Annotated in this window: 16 protein-coding genes; 7 read left to right on the plus strand and 9 right to left on the minus strand. The window is 72.3% G+C overall.

The window, feature by feature from the left end; translation table 11 throughout:
* Nucleotides 1-52 precede the first annotated feature (52 nt).
* Complete coding sequence (locus ACFW5B_RS03835) at nucleotides 53-1,087, minus strand: sulfite exporter TauE/SafE family protein (protein ID WP_386432733.1); 1,035 nt, start codon at nucleotides 1,085-1,087, stop codon at nucleotides 53-55.
* Nucleotides 1,072-1,872, minus strand: coding sequence for a GntR family transcriptional regulator (locus ACFW5B_RS03840; RefSeq protein ID WP_386433239.1), 801 nt, complete (start codon nucleotides 1,870-1,872; stop codon nucleotides 1,072-1,074). The genes ACFW5B_RS03835 and ACFW5B_RS03840 overlap by 16 nt, the downstream gene beginning before the upstream one ends.
* 287 nt (nucleotides 1,873-2,159) lie before the next feature.
* Between ACFW5B_RS03840 and ACFW5B_RS03845 the strand changes: the two genes are divergently transcribed.
* Complete coding sequence (locus tag ACFW5B_RS03845) at nucleotides 2,160-3,629, plus strand: rhodanese-like domain-containing protein (RefSeq protein ID WP_386432735.1); 1,470 nt, start codon at nucleotides 2,160-2,162, stop codon at nucleotides 3,627-3,629.
* A gap of 183 nt (nucleotides 3,630-3,812) precedes the next feature.
* Here the strand turns inward: ACFW5B_RS03845 and ACFW5B_RS03850 are convergent, their stop codons facing one another.
* Nucleotides 3,813-5,192 carry an MFS transporter gene (locus ACFW5B_RS03850; protein WP_386432738.1) on the minus strand — a complete coding sequence of 460 codons (1,380 nt, stop codon included), beginning with the start codon at nucleotides 5,190-5,192 and terminating at the stop codon, nucleotides 3,813-3,815.
* Nucleotides 5,193-5,523: 331 nt separating this feature from the next.
* On the opposite strand from ACFW5B_RS03850, the gene ACFW5B_RS03855 reads away from it, so the two are divergent.
* The 3 genes from ACFW5B_RS03855 to ACFW5B_RS03865 all read left to right on the plus strand — a co-directional run bounded on the left by ACFW5B_RS03855 (nucleotide 5,524) and on the right by ACFW5B_RS03865 (nucleotide 8,448).
* Entirely contained in the window at nucleotides 5,524-6,057 is a 534-nt protein-coding gene (locus ACFW5B_RS03855) for an AMP-binding protein (protein WP_386432741.1), read from the plus strand.
* A gap of 1,292 nt (nucleotides 6,058-7,349) precedes the next feature.
* Nucleotides 7,350-7,919, plus strand: coding sequence for a MepB family protein (locus ACFW5B_RS03860; protein ID WP_386432744.1), 570 nt, complete (start codon nucleotides 7,350-7,352; stop codon nucleotides 7,917-7,919).
* A gap of 163 nt (nucleotides 7,920-8,082) precedes the next feature.
* Nucleotides 8,083-8,448: a hypothetical protein gene (locus tag ACFW5B_RS03865; RefSeq protein WP_386432747.1), complete on the plus strand. Its 366-nt coding sequence runs from the start codon at nucleotides 8,083-8,085 to the stop codon at nucleotides 8,446-8,448.
* 40 nt (nucleotides 8,449-8,488) lie between these two features.
* Here ACFW5B_RS03865 and mscL read toward each other — a convergent pair whose 3' ends face one another.
* From mscL to ACFW5B_RS03890, 5 genes are all read right to left on the minus strand, one after another.
* Nucleotides 8,489-8,995: a large conductance mechanosensitive channel protein MscL gene (gene mscL / locus ACFW5B_RS03870; RefSeq protein ID WP_386432750.1), complete on the minus strand. Its 507-nt coding sequence runs from the start codon at nucleotides 8,993-8,995 to the stop codon at nucleotides 8,489-8,491.
* Nucleotides 8,996-9,819: 824 nt separating this feature from the next.
* Nucleotides 9,820-10,653, minus strand: coding sequence for an S-methyl-5'-thioadenosine phosphorylase (locus ACFW5B_RS03875; RefSeq protein WP_386432753.1), 834 nt, complete (start codon nucleotides 10,651-10,653; stop codon nucleotides 9,820-9,822).
* A 115-nt stretch (nucleotides 10,654-10,768) separates the two neighbouring features.
* Nucleotides 10,769-11,110, minus strand: a complete 342-nt coding sequence (locus ACFW5B_RS03880) for an FmdB family zinc ribbon protein (protein ID WP_386432756.1) — start codon at nucleotides 11,108-11,110, stop codon at nucleotides 10,769-10,771.
* A 112-nt stretch (nucleotides 11,111-11,222) separates the two neighbouring features.
* The gene (locus tag ACFW5B_RS03885) at nucleotides 11,223-12,524 is read right to left on the minus strand and encodes an MFS transporter (RefSeq protein ID WP_386432758.1); all 1,302 of its coding nucleotides are present in this window, start codon (nucleotides 12,522-12,524) and stop codon (nucleotides 11,223-11,225) included.
* A 316-nt stretch (nucleotides 12,525-12,840) separates the two neighbouring features.
* A complete protein-coding gene (locus tag ACFW5B_RS03890) occupies nucleotides 12,841-14,361 on the minus strand; it encodes a potassium/proton antiporter (RefSeq protein WP_386433243.1) in 1,521 nt (506 codons plus the stop codon).
* Nucleotides 14,362-14,545: 184 nt separating this feature from the next.
* Between ACFW5B_RS03890 and ACFW5B_RS03895 the strand changes: the two genes are divergently transcribed.
* Entirely contained in the window at nucleotides 14,546-17,269 is a 2,724-nt protein-coding gene (locus ACFW5B_RS03895; protein WP_386432761.1) for a penicillin acylase family protein, read from the plus strand.
* A gap of 196 nt (nucleotides 17,270-17,465) precedes the next feature.
* Here ACFW5B_RS03895 and ACFW5B_RS03900 read toward each other — a convergent pair whose 3' ends face one another.
* Nucleotides 17,466-18,098: a 5-formyltetrahydrofolate cyclo-ligase gene (locus ACFW5B_RS03900; RefSeq protein ID WP_386433245.1), complete on the minus strand. Its 633-nt coding sequence runs from the start codon at nucleotides 18,096-18,098 to the stop codon at nucleotides 17,466-17,468.
* A gap of 87 nt (nucleotides 18,099-18,185) precedes the next feature.
* Here ACFW5B_RS03900 and galU point away from each other — a divergent pair, with 87 nt between their 5' ends.
* Both galU and glp read left to right on the plus strand, forming a co-directional pair.
* Nucleotides 18,186-19,088, plus strand: coding sequence for a UTP--glucose-1-phosphate uridylyltransferase GalU (galU, locus tag ACFW5B_RS03905; RefSeq protein ID WP_086720839.1), 903 nt, complete (start codon nucleotides 18,186-18,188; stop codon nucleotides 19,086-19,088).
* A 4-nt stretch (nucleotides 19,089-19,092) separates the two neighbouring features.
* Nucleotides 19,093-20,433 (plus strand): gephyrin-like molybdotransferase Glp, encoded by a 1,341-nt coding sequence (glp, locus tag ACFW5B_RS03910; protein ID WP_386432765.1) that lies wholly within the window; start codon nucleotides 19,093-19,095, stop codon nucleotides 20,431-20,433.
* Nucleotides 20,434-20,447: the final 14 nt, after the last annotated feature.

Here is a 20,447-nt window from a genome sequence, read left to right on the forward strand (position 1 = left end):
GAGGTGGTGGGAATCGGTGGGTCGGTATACGGGACGCGGGGCTACAGCGGGGCTACCAGAGGCGGGGCAGGGCGGTGGCCGCCATGGTGACGGCGAGGACGGTGACCAGGAAGGCGAAGGCCGTGGCCAGGACCTCCGGGCGCAGCCGGGTGGTGAGGCGGTTGCCGAGATGGCTGCCGAGCGCCGCACAGGCCGCGAAACCGGCCAGCAGCGGCCAGTCCAGGCCACCGGTACCGGCGCGGGTGGCCAGCGCCGTGAGGGAGTTGATGAGAATCACGAGCAGCGAGGTGCCGATGGCCACCGGCATCTCCAGGCCCAGCACCAGGGTGAGCGCCGGTACGACGACGAAGCCACCGCCGACCCCGAAGAAGCCGGTGAGCAGCCCGACCGCGGAGGCCGTCACGGCGAACCGCGCGGGACGCTGCGGCACCCGCCGGGCGGAGCCCCCGTCCCCGGCAGCGGACGGCACCGGGCCCACGGCGCGGTCCCTCAAGGGCTGGGCGTCGGTGGGGGCTTGCGGGGGCTGCGCCTCTGCGGGCTCCCGTAAGGGCACCCCGTCCGGCGAGTTCCGCATCGGGACGCTCCCCCCAGGGGCGGGTAACGGGACGCTCCCCCCAGGGGCGGGTAACGAGACGCTCCCCCCAGAGTCCGCTAACGAAGCGTCCTTCCCCGGGCCCTCTAAGGGCCGGCCGCCGCCGCCCCCCGCCGCCCGCCGCTCGCGTCGCCCCCGTGACACCAGCATCGCCGCCACCACGAGCAACAGGCCCGAGAACGCCGCCATCAGCACCGTGGGGTCCATGGCCGCGCTCCACCGGGAGCCGAGGACGCTGCCCGCCGTACCCAGCGCGCCGAACGCCGCACCGGCCACCCACCGGACCCGCCCGGCGCGGCCGTGGCACAGCAGCCCGGTCACCGCGCCGACCGTGACGACGATCAGCGCCCCCGCGGTCGCCTCGTGCGGCGACTGCCCCAGCAGATAGACCAGCGCCGGCACCGCCAGCACCGAACCGCCGCCGCCCAGCGCACCCAGCAGCAGCCCGATCAGCAACCCGCACGGCAGCGCCGCCAGGGCTACGAGGACGGACACGAGGCCCGCGGAGCGAGAGCGACGGCCCGGCCGTCATCGGACCACTCCGCGACGAACGTGAACCGGTCGCCGCGCACCACCGTTTCGCGCCACTCCACCGGCCGCTCCCCGGCCTGCCCGAGCCGCTCGATGGCGAACGCCGCCTCCCGGTCGGCCAGCCCCAGCAGCCACGCCTGCCGGATGTCCGGCAAGAACGGCTGAATCCGCTCCCGGCCACCGGCGACCTTCACCCCGCAGCGCCGCGTCAGCTCGCCGTAGAGCGAGGTGTGCCCGAAGTCGGCGTCCAGCAGCGGCTCGGCCACTTCGGCGGGCAGATACGCGGTGTCGTGCGCGAGTGGTTCACCGTCCGCGAGACGCAGCCGCTCCAATACGACCAGTGGCGCGTCCGGGACCAGCCCCAGATGCCCCGCCACCGTCGAGTCCGCGGTCCGCTCCAGCCGCAGCACCTCACTGCGCTGCTCCACCCCCTGGCCCTCCAACTCGCGGAAGAGGCTGTAGAGGGAGCCCAGCGGCTGTTGTATGCGGCGGGTGTTCAGCCGGCTCGTCCGGCCGCGCTCGGCGATCACCAGGCCGTCGGCACGGAGTCTGCGCAGCGCCTCCCGGACGGTGTGCCGGCTGACCTCGTACTCGCCGGTGAGCCGGTGCTCGGCCGGGAACTCCGCACGGAACGCGCCGGCTTCCATCCGGCGGCGCAGATCGGCGGACAGCTGCGCCCACAGGGGCAGCGGTGAGCGCCGGTCCAGTGGATGCGGGCCGTGCGCGCCGTGCGACGGCTCGGTCGTCATGGTGGATTCCTCCGCGGGCGTACGGGGGGGGCCGTTGATGGTGCCGATGTCATCGACGCCATGGACCCGTCGGCCCATGGGCGCCATCGAACGCCATCGACGCCGTGATTCAGGATCAATGGCGGTACGTGCCATGCGTGATGACGGGGCGTCGTCCCGAGCTGCCCGGCTTGTCGCCCGCCATCCGGCTACCTAATGTACGTACATCCGTGCATCCGCACAACGCACCCTGCCCGAACGGGCCCCGGCCGCCGCGCACGGGCCCCGCGCACCCATGGAGGCCGACCGTGCACTTCGCGCAGTACTACCTCGACTGCCTCTCCCAGGCGTCGTATCTGATCGGCGACAAGACCACCGGACGCGCCGTCCTCGTCGACCCGCGCCGCGACATCGACGACTACCTCCACGACGCGGAAGCCGCCGGCCTGCGGATCGAACTCGTCATCGAGACGCACATTCACGCCGACTTCCTCTCCGGCCACCTCGAACTCGCGCGGGCCACCGGCGCCACCATCGCCTTCGGAGAGGCCGCCGAAACCGGCTTCCCCATACGGCGGTTACGAGACGGCGAGCGCCTCTCGCTCGGCGCGGACGACGGCCAGGGAGTCACCCTCACCGTGCTCGCCACCCCGGGCCACACCCTGGAATCCATCTGTCTCGTCCTGCGCGAACACCCCGACGACGAGGTGCCGTTCGGCGTGCTCACCGGCGACACCCTCTTCGTCGGCGACGTCGGCCGCCCCGACCTGCTCTCCGCCGCCGGGCACACCCCACAGGACATGGCCGCCCGTCTGTACCGCTCCCTGCACACCAAACTGATGCCCCTCCCGGACGCGACCCGGGTCTTTCCCGCACACGGCGCCGGCTCCGCCTGCGGACGCAGCCTCTCCAGCGAGACCAGCTCCACCATCGGCGACCAGCGCCGGTTCAACTACGCCCTCCAGCCCATGCCGGAGGACGACTTCGTCCGACTGGTCACCGCGGGCCAGCCCACCACCCCCGGCTACTTCGCCCACGACGCGGCCCTCAACCGCGACGGCCACCCCCTCCTGGAGCCCGGCCCGCCGCCCGCCCTCACCCTGGACGAGGCCCTCGCCGCCCGTGACCGACAGGGCGCGGTCCTCCTCGACTGTCGTCCCCTGGCCGCCTACACCGCCGCACATCTGGCCGGTTCACTCCATACGAGCCTGGACACCCGCTTCGCCGAGTACGCCGGCAGCGTGGTCACCCCCGGCACACCGATCGTGCTGCTCGCCCACCCCGGCACGGAACAGGAAGCCCGCCTCCGCCTGGCCCGCATCGGCTACGACCACGTCCTCGGCCATCTCCCCGACCCGGCCGCCGTATTGGCCCGCACCCCCGAGCTCAGCCGTAGTAGCTGCCGCATCGACCATGAGGAACTGGTCATGCGGGGGCCGGAGTTGCCCAAGGGACAGTCGCTGGAGGAGAGCCGTACGGGCGGTGATGCCGCGGTGGCCGATGCCCGGCCGACTGCGGCCCCGCCGGCCGGCATTCAGCTGATCGATGTCCGCAACCCGGCAGAGTACGAGGCGGGCGCCCTCCCCGGCGCCCGCAACGTCCCCCTGGCCGGCCTGCCCGACCGCCTCACCGAACTGGACCCGGCCCGCCCGGTGGTCCTGTACTGCCGCAGCGGCAACCGCTCGGTGATCGCGGCGGCCCTGCTGGAGGCACACGGGTTCACGGAGGTCTGCGATGTGATCGGGGGGTATGAGGCGGTCGGGGCGGGGGCGCAGTAGGCGGATGGACGATGGGCGTCCGTGGACGGCATGACCGGCCCTCCTCGGCGCACCTGCCAGGCACGCGTACGCGTCCATGCACGCCTGCTCATCCATGCACGCCTGCTCATCCATGCACGCCTGCTCATCCACGCACGTGTACTCATCCACGCACGCGTATCCGCACCCGCACTCACCCCGTACTCACCCCCGTGCGCGCCCGCGCAGAAGGGCGCGCACGGGCACACGCCCGCGTACGAGTCCGAGCACGTAAGAGAGCACCCGAGCGCACACCAACACCGCTGCGGTGGCCAGACAAACGGCGGCGGGAAGCAGCAGGGACGGGTGGGCGCCCGCCTCCTCCCCGCCGCCGGTGAGGGCGAGCCCGGCCCCCGCCGTGGCCGTCAGCACGGCCTTGGTCACCCCGGAGGCCTCGCCCGCCCGCTCGCGGCGCACCACCGCCTGCGTGCCGGTGAGGGCCAGCCCGCCGGCCACCCCGAGCGCGCCCGCGGCCGCCGTCGACGCGATCAGCAGGGCGGGCGTGCCCGTCGTGCACGTGGCGGCAGCCAGCGCGGCCGCCGCGACGGCGAGACAGAGCGCCATCACCGGCACCGCCGCCGCCGGCCGCACCCGCCCCGCCAGCGACCCGCCCACCGCCAGCGCGCCCGCCGGAACGGCAAAGACCACCCCCGCGTCCCGTACCGACCACCCCGCAGTCTGCTGCAGCGTCCACGGGACCACGTACAACAGCGCCACCGTCGCGGAGTTGGCGACCGCACCGGCCACGGTCAGCGCCACATACGGCCGGTTGCGGAACAGGGCCAGGTCCACCAGAGGCGCGGGCGAGCGCCGCTCGGCCCGCACGAACAGCCCGCCGAGCAGCACCGCGCCGACCGCCCAGCCCCAGTCCGCGCCCTGCTCCAGCCAGCGCGCCAGACAGGCCGGCACGCCCGTCGCAGCGATCGCACCGACGACGTCGAGCGACCGCCCGGCATCCGGATCGCGGGATTCCGCCGCCCGGCGGGCACACAGCGCGGCGGCCACGGCCAGCGGCACCGTCAGCCAGAACACCGCCCGCCAGGACACGGACCGCGCCAGCGCACCACCGAGGAACGGGCCGCAGACGGTGGCCAGTCCAGCCAGCCCCAGCGCACGGCCCATCGCGCCGCGCCCCCGCCCCGGCGGACAGGCGTGGGTCAGCAGGGCCAGCCCCGCGGGCATGATCAGCGCACCGCCCACGCCCTGCACCACCCGCGCCGCCACCAGCAGCCGCAACGACGGCGCGAGCGCACACAGCACGGCCGCGCCCCCGAAGAGCGCCAGCCCGGCCGTCAGTATCCGGCGCCGCCCGTACAGGTCGCCGAGACGGCCGGCGAGCGGCATCAGGGACCCCGCGGCGAGGAGATAGCCGCTGACGACCCAGGCGGTGGCCGTCGCGGAACCGTGCAGTGCGGCACGGACGACGGGCAGCGCCAGGTTCAGCGCGAACGAGTCCAGTTGGACGCAGAACGCGCCGGTGGCGACGGCGGCCAGCGCCCAACGGGCCTGGGGGTCCAGGTGGGTGTGCGGTTCGGGTTTCGGCATAACGGGCAACGGAACGCCTCTCACGGGTCCACCTCTCGCGCCTGCGGAGGAAATCGGCAAAGGGAGAGTGAGAGGGGATGGAGTGCACCGGAAAGGGGCAGGAACCCGGAGCGGGTTGCGCGCGTGGCCGCGAGGCCGGAGAGATGAGCGGGACGGCCCGTGCGGCGAGCCAGGCGGCCGGTGCGGTGAAACGGGGTGGCGCGGGGACCGAAGACCCGGCGGGCGCGAGCTGCTGCCGCGGGGGTGCGGAAGGGGCCGCGCCGACCCCGTACAACGGACGTTCAGCGATCGTTGATCGGTGATCTCCATGCTGAACGGCATGTTGAGCCGTGTGACTTCAGAGCATGCAGATGACGCCCGGGAAGCGCAAGAGCCGGATGCGTCGCGGATCGCCCTCACCTGGACCGGGGAGCCCGGACGCCAGGAGGAGCTGACGCACGGCATGCTCCTCGACCAGGCCGAACGCGCCGCCGCCGTGCTCCGCCGACTGGGCGTACGAGCCGGTGACCGGGTCGCGGTGCATCTGCCGCTGGTACCCGAGTCGGTGATCGCCACGCTCGCCTGCGGGCGGCTGGACGCGATACGTACCACGCTGCCGGTCTCGCTGACGGTGCCCGAACTGGTCGCGCGGACCCGTGAGTCCTCGGCCCGGGTGCTGATCACGGCCGACGCAGCGTTCTGGGACGGTGCCGTACGGCCCGTGAAGGCACTGCTCGACCACGCGCTGGCACGGGGCGGCACCTCGGCCCCCGCCGTGGACCGCACCGTCCTGGTGGTGAACCGCTGCTCGCGCCCGGTCTCCTGGAAGCCCGGCCGCGACCTGTGGTGGCACGAGGCCCTGGGCGTCCCGTCCGCCGCCCGCTGAGACCACGCCACCTTCCCGGCCAACAGCCTCCCGCCGCCGCGACGTTGCAGCCCTTCAACGAGCCGCAACTCGTGAGCGAGGCCGTGAATGGCAGTTTCCGGGGCGGCCGCGACGGGCGCGGGCGGTGGAGAGGGGCACGGCGTATCCGGGGCAGTACGGCGCCGCTGGGGCTCGACGTGAATGAGGGCAACGTGTCGGGGACGGCGGCGCGAGCGATGCCGGCGTGAGGACGTACGGCCGCCCCGGAGAGCGCGAAGCTTCGAGAGGAGCGCCGCTGGGCCCCGGGCGGCCTGGCAAGGCGGCAGCGCGGCCCATGGGGAGCCGCAGCTCTATCCGAGCGGACCGGCCCCCTCACCATTGAAGAGGCGCGCGGCCTGACCCGCGGAAGAGCCGAGGCCCGAAGCCGCTCTGCCCTTGGTCAACGACGGGTTTCACGGCCCATCCCGCGGACTGCGGGACTCGCGGGCCCCACCGGCCAGGTACAGCCTCACCCACTCAGGCCACCAAACGGGCCATTCGCCTCATCCGTGCCTAGCCTGGAACTCGTGTCACAGGATCAGGTGGTGCCCACCTGCCTCGGGCCGCAGCTCCGAAGGCAACCGTGGCGCCGCCTGGACCACGCCCACCCGGGTTGCCGGGCCCATCCCACTCCGGCGCACCCAGTGGTCCAGCCGACCACACCCCTCCCGAACCGCCGGCAACCGGGGACGGGGCGGAGCCCCGCAATCCCTTTGCCGGGCCCCCGCCCCCGCCCCACCCTCCCCACCTCCCCCGAGCGGAAAGGCCGTTGCCCGATGGCTCGTCACGAGTACGCGCACCCGCGCCACCCGCTGCCCGGCAGCGACCGCAGTCGGCCCCTCCGACGCAGCCGCGCCTCACAGGGCCCACCGACCCGGCCCCACGACGGCCACCGCCCGCACCCCATCCCCACCCACGACAAGGGCCACTAGGACAGACGACGTTCGCATCCCACCCCGCCCGCCCAGGACGCCCGGGATCGCCCGCCCATCCATCGAGCCCGGGCCCCTTGGCCGTCGGCTGCTCACCACTGCCCATCGCGCCCCATCGGCCCCTCGGCTGCCCGTACCCACCGCGGTCCCCCGGACCGCCTTGGCCGCCCACCAGCCACCGGGCCCCACACCCTGTGGCCACTCACCACCCACCGTCCAGGCCCCGAGCCCCTGCCGGTGTCCGTCCCCCACCGCACCCCGAGGCCCCACCCCGAGCGAGCCACCGCCGCCCATCAACATCCCGCCCCCAGGCCTCACAGCCGGCAATGACACGATGGGGGAATGGTGACAAAGCCCGAAGAATCCTCGCAGTGCCGGTCCATAGTTCCCGGGGGGTGGCTGGACGGGAATTCCGTTCATGCCGAGCTTCTCGCGGCGAAGGAAAGGGTTTACGACCCCTGTGGGTTCACCTGCTCACGGCCGGTTCCGGAGACGGAGAGTGCTGAGTATGCGGCGCATGAATTCACTCTGGACGGCTTCTCCGTCAGATATCGGGTTGCCAAGACCACGCCGACGAAGGTCGGGCAGTTCGTCACGGTGTGGAAGCGGAGTCCGGGCGGGCCGATTCAGCCCTTCGATTCCGGGGATCCGGTAGACCTCTTCGTCATCAGCAGCCGCGTGGGCCAGCACTTCGGGCACTTCGTCTTTCCGCGTGAGGTGCTCTGCGAACGGGGCATCGTTTCCCGGAACGGCTCCGGAGGGAAGCGGGCCTTCCGTATCTATCCGCCGTGGGTGGAGACCACCAATCGGCAGGCCCGCACCGCGCAGACGTGGCAGGTGGACTACTTCCTGCCGATTCCGGAGGACGGGTCTCTCGACTCGGCCCGTGCCCAGGCGCTCCATCACCCGTGATCGGTGGGCCGGGATCACCCGTGACCGATGGGCCGGGCCGCAGCCACGAGGGGCGGAGCAGCTCTCAGGGCTCGCCCTCGTGGTGCCCGGCGCCGCGGCCGGAAGGGGGCCGTGGACCCACGCTGAGCGGTGACCGCTTCCGGCCCGCCCGTACCCTGGAGAGGTGAGCAGCACCCCCGCATCCGAGCCGGCCCCCGCTTCCGGGACGCCCTCCGCGCACGAGTCGGCCTCCGCCCCCGAGCCGGCCCCCGCGCCCCAGGACGCCCCCGACGCCGAGCAGGTCCCCGCCTCCGCGCCCGCCGCAAACCCGGCGACCCCCGCGCCCGCCGCAGGCCAGGCCGGACCGCCGTCCGCCGCCCGCCCCCCGGCCCGCGCGTCCGCGGCGGCTGCGAGGCTGATCTTCGACGATCCGCTGAACCAGCAGTCCTCGGATGACACCGACCGTGGCTGGGGTGAGCGCCCGGCCGGCGGTGACAGTGCCGGTGACCTCGCCCGTTTCCTCGACGAAAAGCCGCCCCACCACCTCTGAGTGAGGCGAGGGGGCGGCGTCTGCCGGCCTTGGGCGCCTGCTACTCGTGGGTCTTCTGGGTGCCGATGGTGCCCGAGGGGGAAGAAGGCACGGACGGGATTCCGGTGCGCTGGGCGATCAGGGCGTCGCGGATCTCGGTGAGCAGTTCGATCTCGGTCGGGCTCGCGGGAGCCGCCTCGGCCGGCTGCTTGGCCGCCTGGCGTTCCTTCCACTTGTTGATCGGAAGGATCATGAGGAAGTAGACGACCGCGGCGGTGATCAGGAACGTCAGGGCGGCGCTGAGCACCGAGCCCCAGAGAATGTAGATGCCGTCGGTGAATGCGCCCGTCTTTGGATCCTTGGCGCAGGTGGCGGTCAGGCACGACTGGTAGTGGTCGAGGTTCTGCGAACCGAGCGCGCCCACGATGGGGTTGATGATGCCCTTGACCACCGCGTTGACGATGTTGGTGAAGGCAGCACCGACGACGACCGCCACCGCGAGTTCGATGACGTTGCCGCGCATCAGGAATTCCTTGAATCCCTGCAGGACGCCCTTGCTCTCGCTCACCTGACAGCCTCTTTCCATGCTCACTGCGGACGGTGCACCAACACTCAGCACCGCAACTTACGGCAGGGCGGGGCGGGGGTGTCCAGTCGTGAGACACGAACCGTCGGGTGGCCGGTGCGTCGGCGCGGAACGGAAGGTTCCGGCGGAGTGGGCCGATCATGCCGGTCCGGCAGGCCGTGCAGGCCCGGCAGGCCATACGAGCCCGGTGGACGGATACCGCGGTACCGGTGCGGTGGGCGCGCCCCCATTGGCGCGCGGCGGGTGCCCCGCCATCCGCAGCAGTCTCGCGCGGGGTGGGGGCGGAAGCCACTCGATCTTGGGGCATGGTCACCGCCCTCCCGACGCCGCCGACGACGGGCAGCCGGGCGCGGGAGCGTCTCGTACGGCACCGTACGACGCCCCGCCGGCCAGTGCTGCGGCGGTCATCGCCAGGCCGGCCGCCAGTAAGCGCTGCCGCGCGGTCCGCCCCCGTGGCCACCGGCCGCCGCCGGCCCGCACCGGCGGAAAGTGCGGCACTTCACACGGCGGAGGAGCCGGCAGCGGTGGGGAGAGAAGGCCGAACCCGGAAGGGTCAGCGGCAGGGGGAGCGGTAGGGGCAGCGGCAGCCGCAAGAGGAGCGGGAAAAGGAGCCGAAGAGAGAGCCGGAGCGGGCGCGGAAGGTGCGTGTCGCATGGTGGGTACCGCCTGGGTGGTGAGGGATCGGTGCATCGCTGATCACCACCGTGGCGGAAAGCCCGCCGGCCCGCTCCGGGCTGTGGATGAGGCCGTCGCTGTGGACAACTCGGCCACCCGGGAGGGGGATGCCGAGCCGGGTGCGACGGGCGTTACGGCAGTTCGATGCCCAGGTCCCAGCCGGTGTGGGCGCCGGTGCACAGGCAGTCGCGGGCGTCGTTGCCGGGGAGGGCGGCGACGGCGTCGAAGAGGACCTCGCGCAGCCGGCCGACGTTCTCGCCGAAGACCCGGAAGACCTCCTCGTGGGAGACGCCCTCGCCGGCCTCGGCGCCCGCGTCCAGGTCGGTGACCAGGGTCAACGAGGTGTAGCAGAGGCCCAGTTCGCGGGCCAGGACGGCCTCGGGGTGGCCGGTCATGCCGACCACCGACCACCCCTGGGCGGCGTGCCAGCGCGATTCGGCGCGGGTCGAGAAGCGGGGGCCCTCGATGACGACGAGGGTGCCGCCGTCGACCGGTCCCCAGTCGCGGCCGCGGGCCGCCGAGAGGGCGGCCCCGCGCCCGGTGGGGCAGTACGGGTCGGCGAAGGTCAGATGGACGACGTTGGGGACGCTCCCGTCGGGCAGGGGCTCGCCGTCGAAGTAGGTCTGGGCGCGGGCCTTGGTGCGGTCGACGAGCTGGTCGGGGACCAGCAGCGTGCCGGGGCCGTATGCGGGGCGCAGCCCGCCGACCGCGCACGGGCCGAGGACCTGGCGTACGCCGAGCGAGCGCAGCGCCCACAGGTTGGCGCGGTAGTTGATGCGGTGCGGCGGGAGGTGGTGGCCGCGGCCGTGCCGGGGCAGGAACGCGACCTGGCGGCCGGCGACCTCCCCCACGAACAGCGAGTCGCTCGGGCGCCCGTAGGGGGTGTCCACCGTGATCTCGGTCACGTCGTCGAGGAAGGAGTAGAAGCCCGATCCGCCGATAACGCCAATCTCCGCGTCAGCCATGCCGGTCACACTATCGGGGTACGGCGGCGGCGGAGAGCGGGTCGGGGAGGACGAAAGAAAGCCGTAAGGCAACGGGCCCCGCCGTCGGTGACGGCGGGGCCCGGAGAAGCGTGGGTCAGGCGGCGGAGCTGCTGCCCGAGGTGCTGCTGCCCGTGGACGAAGTGGCGGCCGGGGCGGCGGACTTGCCGTCGGAGCTGCCGGACGAGGAGCTCGACGCGTCCGAGGAGGACGTCGTGCCCGACGAGGAGGAGCTCTTCGCGGGGCTGCTGCTGGACGACGAGCCGCGGCTGTCGTTGCGGTAGAAGCCGGAGCCCTTGAAGACGATGCCGACCGCGGAGAACACCTTCTTGAGGCGTCCGTCGCAGCTGGGGCACTCCGTGAGCGCGTCGTCGGTGAACTTCTGCACCGCCTCGAGGCCCTCGCCGCACGCGGTGCACTGGTACTGGTAGGTCGGCACTTGTCTTCCTCCTGGCACTCTCACTCGATGAGTGCTAACGACGCTCCATATTGCAGTATTCCCGCCCGCCAGTCCACCGTGACCGGCGGACGGTGACCGACTCCACGCTCGGTCAGGCGCGCGCCAGCTCGCGTTCCCGGTCGTCCGAAACGGCCGGCGCCGGGGCGCCGGGCCCGTCCGCCGGGGCGCCGGCGGAGCTGCGCGGGGAGCGCGGCAGAAGGTGGGCGCGGAGCGTCAGCAGCACCGTCAGGGCCAGCGCCGTCCCGGCCAGCGGCACCAGGAATCCGGTGCTCGGCCCGAAGCGGTCCGCCAGCTGGCCGGCCGAGGTGGCCGCGGCCGCCTGGCCCAGCGCGACCGCGCCGGTCAGCCAGGTGAAGGCCTCGGTACGGGCGGCGGCCGGCACCAGCGATTCCACCAGCGTGTAGCCGGTGATCAGGGCCGGGGCGATGCACAGGCCGACGACCAGGCCGACGGCGCCCAGCAGCGGCACCGAGCCGACCGCCCACAGCGGGGTGGTGGCCAGCGCCAGCAGCCCGTAGGAGACCAGCAGCCGGCGCCGCGGGCCGACCTTCCAGGCGATGGCGCCGCAGGCCACACCGGCGAGCATGTTGCCGCCCGCGAAGATCCCGTAGAGCACGCCGTTGATGCCGGGCTGCCCGATGTGCTGGGTGAACGCCGTCAGCGACACCTGCATCCCGCCGAAGACCGCGCCGATGCCCAGGAACGCCACGATCAGCACGCGGACGCCGGGCACCGACAGCGCCGAGACGCGCGGGCGGTCGCCGGCCTGCGCCCGGTGCACCGCCGGCTGGCTGCGCTTCTGTGCGGCGAACAGCAGTCCGCCGGCCAGCGTCAGCGCGGCTTCGGCGACCAGCCCGGCCGCCGGGTGGACACCGGTGCACAGTGCGGTCGCCAGGACGGGGCCGACGACGAAGGTGAACTCGTCGGTGACGGACTCGAACGCCGCCGCCGTCGGCATCAGCCGGCTGCCCCCGAGCCGGGCGGCCCAGCGTGCCCGCACCATCGGGCCGACCTGCGGCGTCGAGGCGCCCGTGGGGACGGCCACGGCGAGCAGCGCCCACAGGGGGGCGTGCGCCAGCGCCAGGGTGATCAGCGCCGCGACGCCGGCGGCGTGCACCAGGACGCCGGGGAGCAGCACCGCGCGCTGCCCGAAGCGGTCGGCGAGCTTGCCGCTCTGCGGGGCGAACAGGGCCATCGAGACCCCGGTCGTGGCGGACACCGCGCCCGCGGTGCCGTACGAGCCGGTGGTGGACTGGACGAGCAGCACGATGCCGATCGTCAGCATGGCGAAGGGCTGCCGGGCCAGGAAGCCGGGCAGCAGGAATGTCCATGCACCTGGGGTGCGGAGCAGTGGTCCGTATCCGGAACGGGTGTCCTTGACCGCGGATGCCACGGCCGGGCCTTTCTGCCGCCTGGTAGCGCCACCCGCGAGGTCCTCACGGATACGCGCCGAGAGCTGTCCTCTCGCGCAGGACCGAGTGATACCGCGTGGTCCGCACCGGAGAGGTGGCTGCATGGGGCAGGGGGACCGCGGCCGCCGAGCGGTCGCGCCAGCTCTGCATCAGGCAGAGTTGGTTCGTCGATGTGCCTCTTCATACTACAGGCCGCGGCGCGTGAAGCCCTGGGATCGGGCAGGGCTTCACGCGGAATTCCTTCGGATCTGTGGAGAGATGTCGCACATTCCCCGGGTTCCGTGGTGCGGCGGGATGTCAGCGGTGGCCGTGGCCCCGCCGCCCGGAGGGGCCGCCGGTGCCCAGCCAGCCGGCCAGCTTGCCGCCCTGGGAGACCGCCTGGAGCCGCCGCTCCGCCGCGTCGCGCACCGGGTCGGTGGCGACCACCAGCAGCTCGTCGCCGTGCCGCAGCACCGTGGACGGCGCGGGTACGAAGCTGGAGCCGTCCCGTACGACGAGGGTGACCGCGGCGCCCGCGGGCATCCTCAGCTCGCTGACCTCGACGCCGTGCATACGGGACGTCGGGCCGATCACCGTGGACAGCAGATGGCCGCGCAGCCGCTCCAGAGGCGCCGACTCGATGCCCAGGTCGGCGGCCTCCTCGCCGTCGCCCAGCCGCAGCCGCCGGGCCAGCCAGGGCAGCGTCGGCCCCTGGATGAGCGTGTAGACCACGACCAGCACGAAGACGATGTTGAAGACCCGTTCGCTGCCCGGCACATCGCTCACCATCGGGATGGTGGCCAGCACGATCGGCACCGCGCCGCGCAGTCCGGCCCATGACAGCAGCGTCTTCTCCGCCCACGGCACCTTGAACGGCATCAGCGCCACGAACACGGACGTCGGCCGGGCCACCAGCGTAAGGACCATGCCGATCACCAGTGCCGGGACGATGTCGTCGATCAGGTTGTGCGGGGTCACCAGCAGGCCCAGCAGGACGAACATGCCGATCTGGCCGAGCCAGCCGAGGCCCTCGGCGAAGCCGCGGGTGGCCGGTGCGTGCGGCAGTTTGGCGTTGCCGAGGATCATCGCGGCCAGGTAGACGGCGAGGAAGCCGGAGCCGTGCGCCAGGGCACCGGCCGCATAGGCGGAGACCGCGATGGCCATCACGGCGATCGGGTAGAGGCCGGAGGCGGGCAGCGCCACATGCCGCATGGCGTACGCGCCGAGCCAGCCGATGGCCAGTCCGATGGCCGCGCCGATCGCCAGCTCCAGGGTGATCTCGCCGAGCAGCCCGTACCAGTGCTCGACCGGCCCGGCGGTGGAGAAGGCGACGACGAGGATGACCACGGGGGCGTCGTTGAAGCCGGATTCGGCTTCCAGTACGCCGGTCAGGCGGGCCGGCAGCGGAACACTGCGCAGCACGGAGAAGACGGCCGCGGCGTCCGTGGAGGAGACCACGGCGCCGATCAGCAGCGACTGACGCCAGTCGAGCCCGGCCAGGGAGTGCGCGCCGGCCGCGGTGACCCCCACGCTCACCGCGACACCGACTGTCGAAAGCGCTGCCGCCCGGGGCAGCGCCGGCTTGATCTCTTTCCACTTGGTGCCCAGGCCGCCCTCGGCGAGGATCACGACCAGCGCGGAATAGCCGAGGAGTTGGGTCAGCTCGGCGTTGTCGAAGACGACGCCGCCGGGCCCGTCCTGGCCTATGGCGACGCCTATCCCCAGATAGATGAGCAGGCTGGGGAGCCCGCTGCGCGAGGAGAGCCGTACCGCGGCGACCGCAATGAGCAGTACGAGCGAGCAGATCAGCAGGAGTTCGTTGAGGTGGTCGACAGTCAGGAGCTGATCCTTCCTCGCACGGGTTGCCGGGAGCGGGCTTTCCTTACCGTATCTAGTTACTGAGGCTAACAATTTACCATTACTTGAAACTTGGATGTGCCGGTGGTGACTCCGCGTAGGGGTCGCCAAACCCGTGCGCCTATGGTTGCTCCAGCACTCCCACCCTGCCCCTCGAAGGACCGAGATGCCCGCCAACAAGTCCGGCCCAGTCCCCAGGAAGAAGAAGGGGCGGCGCGGCCGCCTCGTCGCGATCACGGTCGTGCTGCTGCTCGTGGCGGGCATCGGCTTCGGCGCGTTCTGGGGAGTCAGTACCGTACGTGCGTCGTTGCCGCAGACCACCGGCTCGCTCAAACTCCCGGGCCTGTCCAACCCGGTGGACGTCACCCGTGACGCGCACGGCATTCCGCAGATCTACGCGGACACCGACGAAGACCTCTTCCGCGCCCAGGGATACGTCCAGGCCCAGGACCGTTTCTGGGAGATGGACGTCCGGCGCCACATGACCGCCGGCCGGCTCTCCGAGATGTTCGGCAAGAGCGAGGTCAAGACCGACTCCTTCCTGCGCACCCTCGGCTGGCACGAGGTGGCGCAGAAGGAGTACGACACCAAGCTGTCGCCCAGCACCAAGCAGTACCTCCAGGCCTACTCCGCGGGCGTCAACGCCTACCTCAAGGACCACAAGGGCTCGGCGCTCTCCCTGGAGTACGCGGCGCTGGACTTCGAGAACGACTACAAGCCCGAGAAGTGGACCCCGGTCGACTCGGTGGCCTGGCTCAAGGCGATGGCCTGGGACCTGCGCGGCAACATGCAGGAGGAGATCGACCGGTCCCTGATGACCAGCCGCTTCACCCCCGCGCAGATCGCCGAGCTGTACCCGGCGTACCCGTACAAGCGGAACAAGCCGATCGTCGAGGGCGGCGCCGTCGACCCGGCCTCCAAGCAGTTCCGGCCCGGCGGTTCGGCGAACGCCGCCGCGGCCGGCCCCGGCGGGGCCACCGCCGGTCTCCAGGCGCAGCTGTCCTCGCTGTCCAAGACGCTGGACAAGGTTCCGGCGCTGCTCGGCCCCAACGGCAACGGCATCGGCTCCAACTCCTGGGTCGTCTCCGGCGCGCACACCACCACCAACAAGCCGCTGCTCGCCAACGACCCGCACCTGGCACCGCAGATGCCCTCGCTCTGGTACCAGATGGGCCTGCACTGCCGCAGTACCGGACCCAAGTGCAACTACGACGTCTCCGGTTTCACCTTCTCCGGGATGCCCGGCGTCGTCATCGGCCACAACCAGGACATCTCCTGGGGCATGACCAACCTCGGCGCCGACGTCACCGACCTGTATCTGGAGAAGGTCAGCGCCGACGGGTACTTCTTCGACAACAAGCAGCAGCCCTTCATAACCCGCAAGGAGACCATCAAGGTCGCCGGCGGCGAGAGCCACGACATCACCGTCCGGTCCACCAGGAACGGCCCGATCGTCTCCGACCGGGACGCCGAACTGGCCAACGTCGGCAAGGACGCCCCCGTCGGCAACGCCGCCCCCGACCGCGGTGACGGCTACGCCGTCTCGCTGCGCTGGACCGCGCTGGACCCCGGCAAGTCCATGGACGCCGTCTTCGAACTCAACCGCGCCAAGGACTGGACCGGCTTCCGCAAGGCCGCCGCGCACTTCGAGGTCCCGTCCCAGAACCTGATCTACGCCGACACCAAGGGAAACATCGGCTACCAGGCCCCGGGCCGGATCCCGGTCCGCGGCAAGGGGGACGGCCAGTTCGACGGCACCTACCCGGCGCCCGGCTGGGACCGGAAGTACCAGTGGACCGGCTACATCCCGCAGAAGGCCCTGCCGTACGAGTACAACCCCAAGCGCGGCTACATCGTCACCGCCAACCAGGCCGTCACCGACGAGAAGTACCCCTACCTCCTCACCAAGGACTGGGGCTACGGCTCCCGCAGCCAGCGCATCAACGACCTGATCGAGTCGAAGATCAAGGACGGCGGCAAGGTCTCCACCGACGACATGCAGGCCTTCCAGAAGGACAACAGCAGTGAGATCGCCCGGCTGCTGACGCCCTATCTGACGAAGATCGACATCAAGGACAAGTACGTCCGCGACGCCCAGCAGCTGCTGGAGGGCTGGGACTTCACCCAGGAGCCCGACTCCGCCGCGGCCGCCTACTTCAACGCCGTGTGGCGCAACACCGTCAAGCTCGCCTTCGGCAACAAGATGCCCAAGGAGCTGCGCCCCGACGGACAGTGCCTCACCGTCCGCCCGGCGAACGAGACCGGCCCCGCCGACGAGAACGACAAGTACATCCGCGAATGCGGCGAGCGGGCCGGTGACACCGCCCAGCCCGACGGCGGCGACCGCTGGTACGAGGTCGTCCGCAAGATCCTCGACGACCCCGACAACGCCTGGTGGAAGACCGAGGACCGGCCCAACCACCCCGGTGACAAGAACCGCGACCAGCTCCTCGCACACGCCATGAAGGACGCGCGCTACGAGCTGACCTCCAAGCTGGGCAAGAACATCGACAACTGGAGCTGGGGACGGCTGCACCAGATGTTCCTGACGAACCAGACGCTGGGCACGGACGGACCGGGCTTCCTCCAGGGCCTGTTCAACCGCGGCCCCTGGAACCTCGGCGGCGGTGAGGCCGCGGTCGACGCCACCGGCTGGAACGCCGCCGGCGGCTACCAGGTCACCTGGGTCCCGTCGATGCGGATGGTCGTCAACCTCGCCGACCTCGACAAGTCCCGCTGGATCAACCTCACCGGCGCCTCGGGGCACGCCTACGACGCGCACTACTACGACCAGACCGACAAGTGGGCCAAGGGCGACCTGCTGCCCTGGGCCTACAGCGAGCAGGCCGTCAAGAAGGCGGGCAAGGACACCCTGACGCTCTCGCCGTAGGGGCGCGGGCGGCGCGCACGCCGCCACCGGGTGCACCACGAGCCGTCGGGCGGGCCGGAGAATTCCGGTCCGCCCGACGGCTTTCGGCTTCCTCCGGACGGAGGCGGCGGGGCGGCGGGCCGTCGGCCGCCGGTCCCTCCCCGGCCGCGCCGGCCCGCGCGCGTCCCCGGCCGCCTGCCCGCCCGTACCGCCCGCCTCAGTCCTCCGGCCGTTCCCCCGGGGCCGTGAACCGGTGCACCCCCGACGGGGTCACCGCGGCATGCACATGCCGGTCGTGCTCCTCGGCCGGCACCTCCGCCAGCAGCTCCGCGTCGTACAGCAGCACCACCAGCGACGCTCGCGCACCGGCCCGCGCCAGCCGCGCCAGTACCCGGTCGTAGGAGCCGCCGCCGCGCCCCAGCCGCAGCCCGCGGCGGTCCACCGCGAGGCCCGGCAGCAGCACCACGTCCGCCTCCGTGACGGCCTCCGGGCCCAGCCGAGGCCCGTCCGGCTCCAGCAGCCCGCGCCCGGCCCGTACGAGCCCGTCGGCGCCCTCGTAGAGCGCCCAGTCCAGGTCGTTGTCCGGCAGCAGCACGGGCAGCAGCACCTGCACCCCGGCCGCCCGCAGCAGGTCCAGCAGGGCGCGGGTGGAGGGCTCGCCGCCTATCGAGACGTACGCGGCCACCGTCGGCAGCGCCTCGGGCCGCGGGGCGACCGGCCACACCAACTCGTCCAGCTCCAGAGCACGCCGGGCCAGCGCCTCGCCCGTCGCCGCGACGACATCCACCGGCAACGCTCTCCTCACCTCCAGGAGATCCCGCCGCAACCTGCGCTTTCTATCGTGATCGATGCTCACTGTGTGCCCTTGCTCCCGCTCTCATGCTCTATTCACCAGACCCTCATCATCGTTCCGATAGGGCCGGTTATGGTGGCGCGCATGACCCCATCGCACACACGGATCAGCAAGGCTGTCATCCCCGCAGCCGGCCTCGGCACCCGGTTTCTCCCCGCCACCAAGGCCACACCCAAGGAGATGCTCCCGGTGGTCGACAAGCCCGCCATCCAGTACGTGGTGGAGGAGGCCGCCGCCGCCGGGCTCTCCGACGTCCTGATGGTGACCGGCCGCAACAAGCGTCCCCTGGAAGACCACTTCGACCGCAATTACGAACTCGAAGAGGCCCTGCACCGCAAGGGCGACGAGTCCCGGCTCGCCAAGGTCCAGGAGTCCAGCGACCTCGCGACCATGCACTACGTACGCCAGGGCGACCCCCGGGGCCTGGGGCACGCGGTGCTGTGTGCCGCACCACACGTGGGCGACCAGCCCTTCGCCGTCCTCCTGGGCGACGACCTGATCGACCCCCGCGACCCGCTGCTGGCCCGCATGGTCGAGATACAGGAGCAGCACGGCGGCTCCGTCATTGCCCTCATGGAGGTCGACCCGGCGCAGATCCACCTCTACGGCTGCGCGGCCGCCGCCCCCACCGGCGACGACGACGTCGTGGTCGTCTCCGACCTGGTCGAGAAGCCGGACCCGGCCGAGGCCCCCAGCAACCTCGCCATCATCGGCCGCTACGTCCTCGACCCGGCCGTCTTCGAGGTGCTGCGCAAGACCGCCCCGGGCCGCGGCGGCGAGATCCAGCTCACCGACGCCCTCCAGGCGCTGGCCGCCGACCCCGCCCTCGGTGGCCCGGTGCACGGCGTGGTCTTCAAGGGCCGCCGCTATGACACCGGTGACCGCGGCGACTATCTGCGTGCCATTGTCCGACTGGCATGCGAACGTGAAGACCTGGGCCCGGACTTCCGGACCTGGCTTCGCAGTTACGTCACCGAGGAGATGTAAGACGTTGAACAACGCCACCGGCCGGACCAGCCACCAGGACCGCGTCTGGTCGGTGGCCGAGCATCTCGACGACATCCTGTCCAAGGTCGCCCCGCTGGACCCGATCGAGCTGCAACTCCTCGACGCCCAGGGCTGCGTGCTGGTCGAGGACATCGCGGTCCCCGTCGCGCTGCCGCCCTTCGACAACAGCTCCATGGACGGCTACGCGGTCCGGGCCGCCGATGTCGCGGACGCCACGGAGACCGCGCCGGTCACCCTCACCGTCATCGGCGACGTCGCGGCGGGCAGCGGCGAACTGCCCGCGATCGGGCCCGGTCAGGCCGCCCGCATCATGACCGGCGCCCCGGTGCCGCCCGGCGCCGAGGCCGTCGTCCCCGTCGAGTGGACCGACGGCGGCTCGGGCCAGGGACCGGCTGACACGATGCGCGCCCACAGCGCCGCCCCCCAGGACGCCGGCGGCGAGGTCCGCGTCCACCGCCCGGCCGCCGTCGGCGCCCACATCCGCGCCCGCGGCAGCGATGTCACCGAAGGCGAGCAGGCCCTGCGGGCGGGCACCGTCCTCGGCCCCTCCCAGATCGGCCTGCTCGCCGCCATCGGCCGCGGCACGGTCCGGGTCCACCCCCGGCCCCGCGTCGTCGTGCTCTCGACCGGCAGCGAACTGGTCCAGCCCGGCGAGGCGTTGGGCCCCGGGCAGATCCACGACTCCAACAGCTTCCAGCTCACCGCCGCCGCCCGTGCCGCCGGCGCCCTCGCCTACCGCGTCGGGGCCGTCGCCGACGACGCCGAGACCCTCCGCTCCACCCTGGAGGACCAGCTCATCCGGGCCGACATCCTTGTCACCAGCGGCGGCGTCAGCGTCGGCGCCTACGACGTCGTCAAGGAGACGCTGGCCGCGCTGTCCGCGACGGAGTCCGATGGCTCGTCCCTCGCGGGCGACGCGGTCGAGTTCCGCAGGCTCGCCATGCAGCCCGGCAAACCGCAGGGCTTCGGCCTCATCGGCCCCGACCGCATCCCGCTCCTCGCCCTGCCCGGCAACCCCGTCAGCTCGTACGTCTCCTTCGAGCTGTTCGTCCGCCCGGCCATCCGCGCCCTGATGGGCCTGCCCGACGTCCACCGCCCCTTCACACCCGCCCGGTGCACCGAGGCCGTCACCTCCTCTCCCAAGGGGAAGCGCCAGTTCCTGCGCGGCTCCTACGACGCCGAGGCCGGCACGGTCACCCCCGTCGGCGGCGCCGGCTCCCACCTGATCAAGGCCATGGCGCACGCGAACGCCCTGATCGTCGTCCCCGAGGACACCACCGAGGTCCCCGCGGGCGCGGAGGTGGACGTCGTCCTGCTCGGCTGACCCGCCGCCGCCGG

The organism is Streptomyces sp. NPDC058773 (assembly GCF_042746015.1).
Lineage (GTDB): Bacteria > Actinomycetota > Actinomycetes > Streptomycetales > Streptomycetaceae > Streptomyces.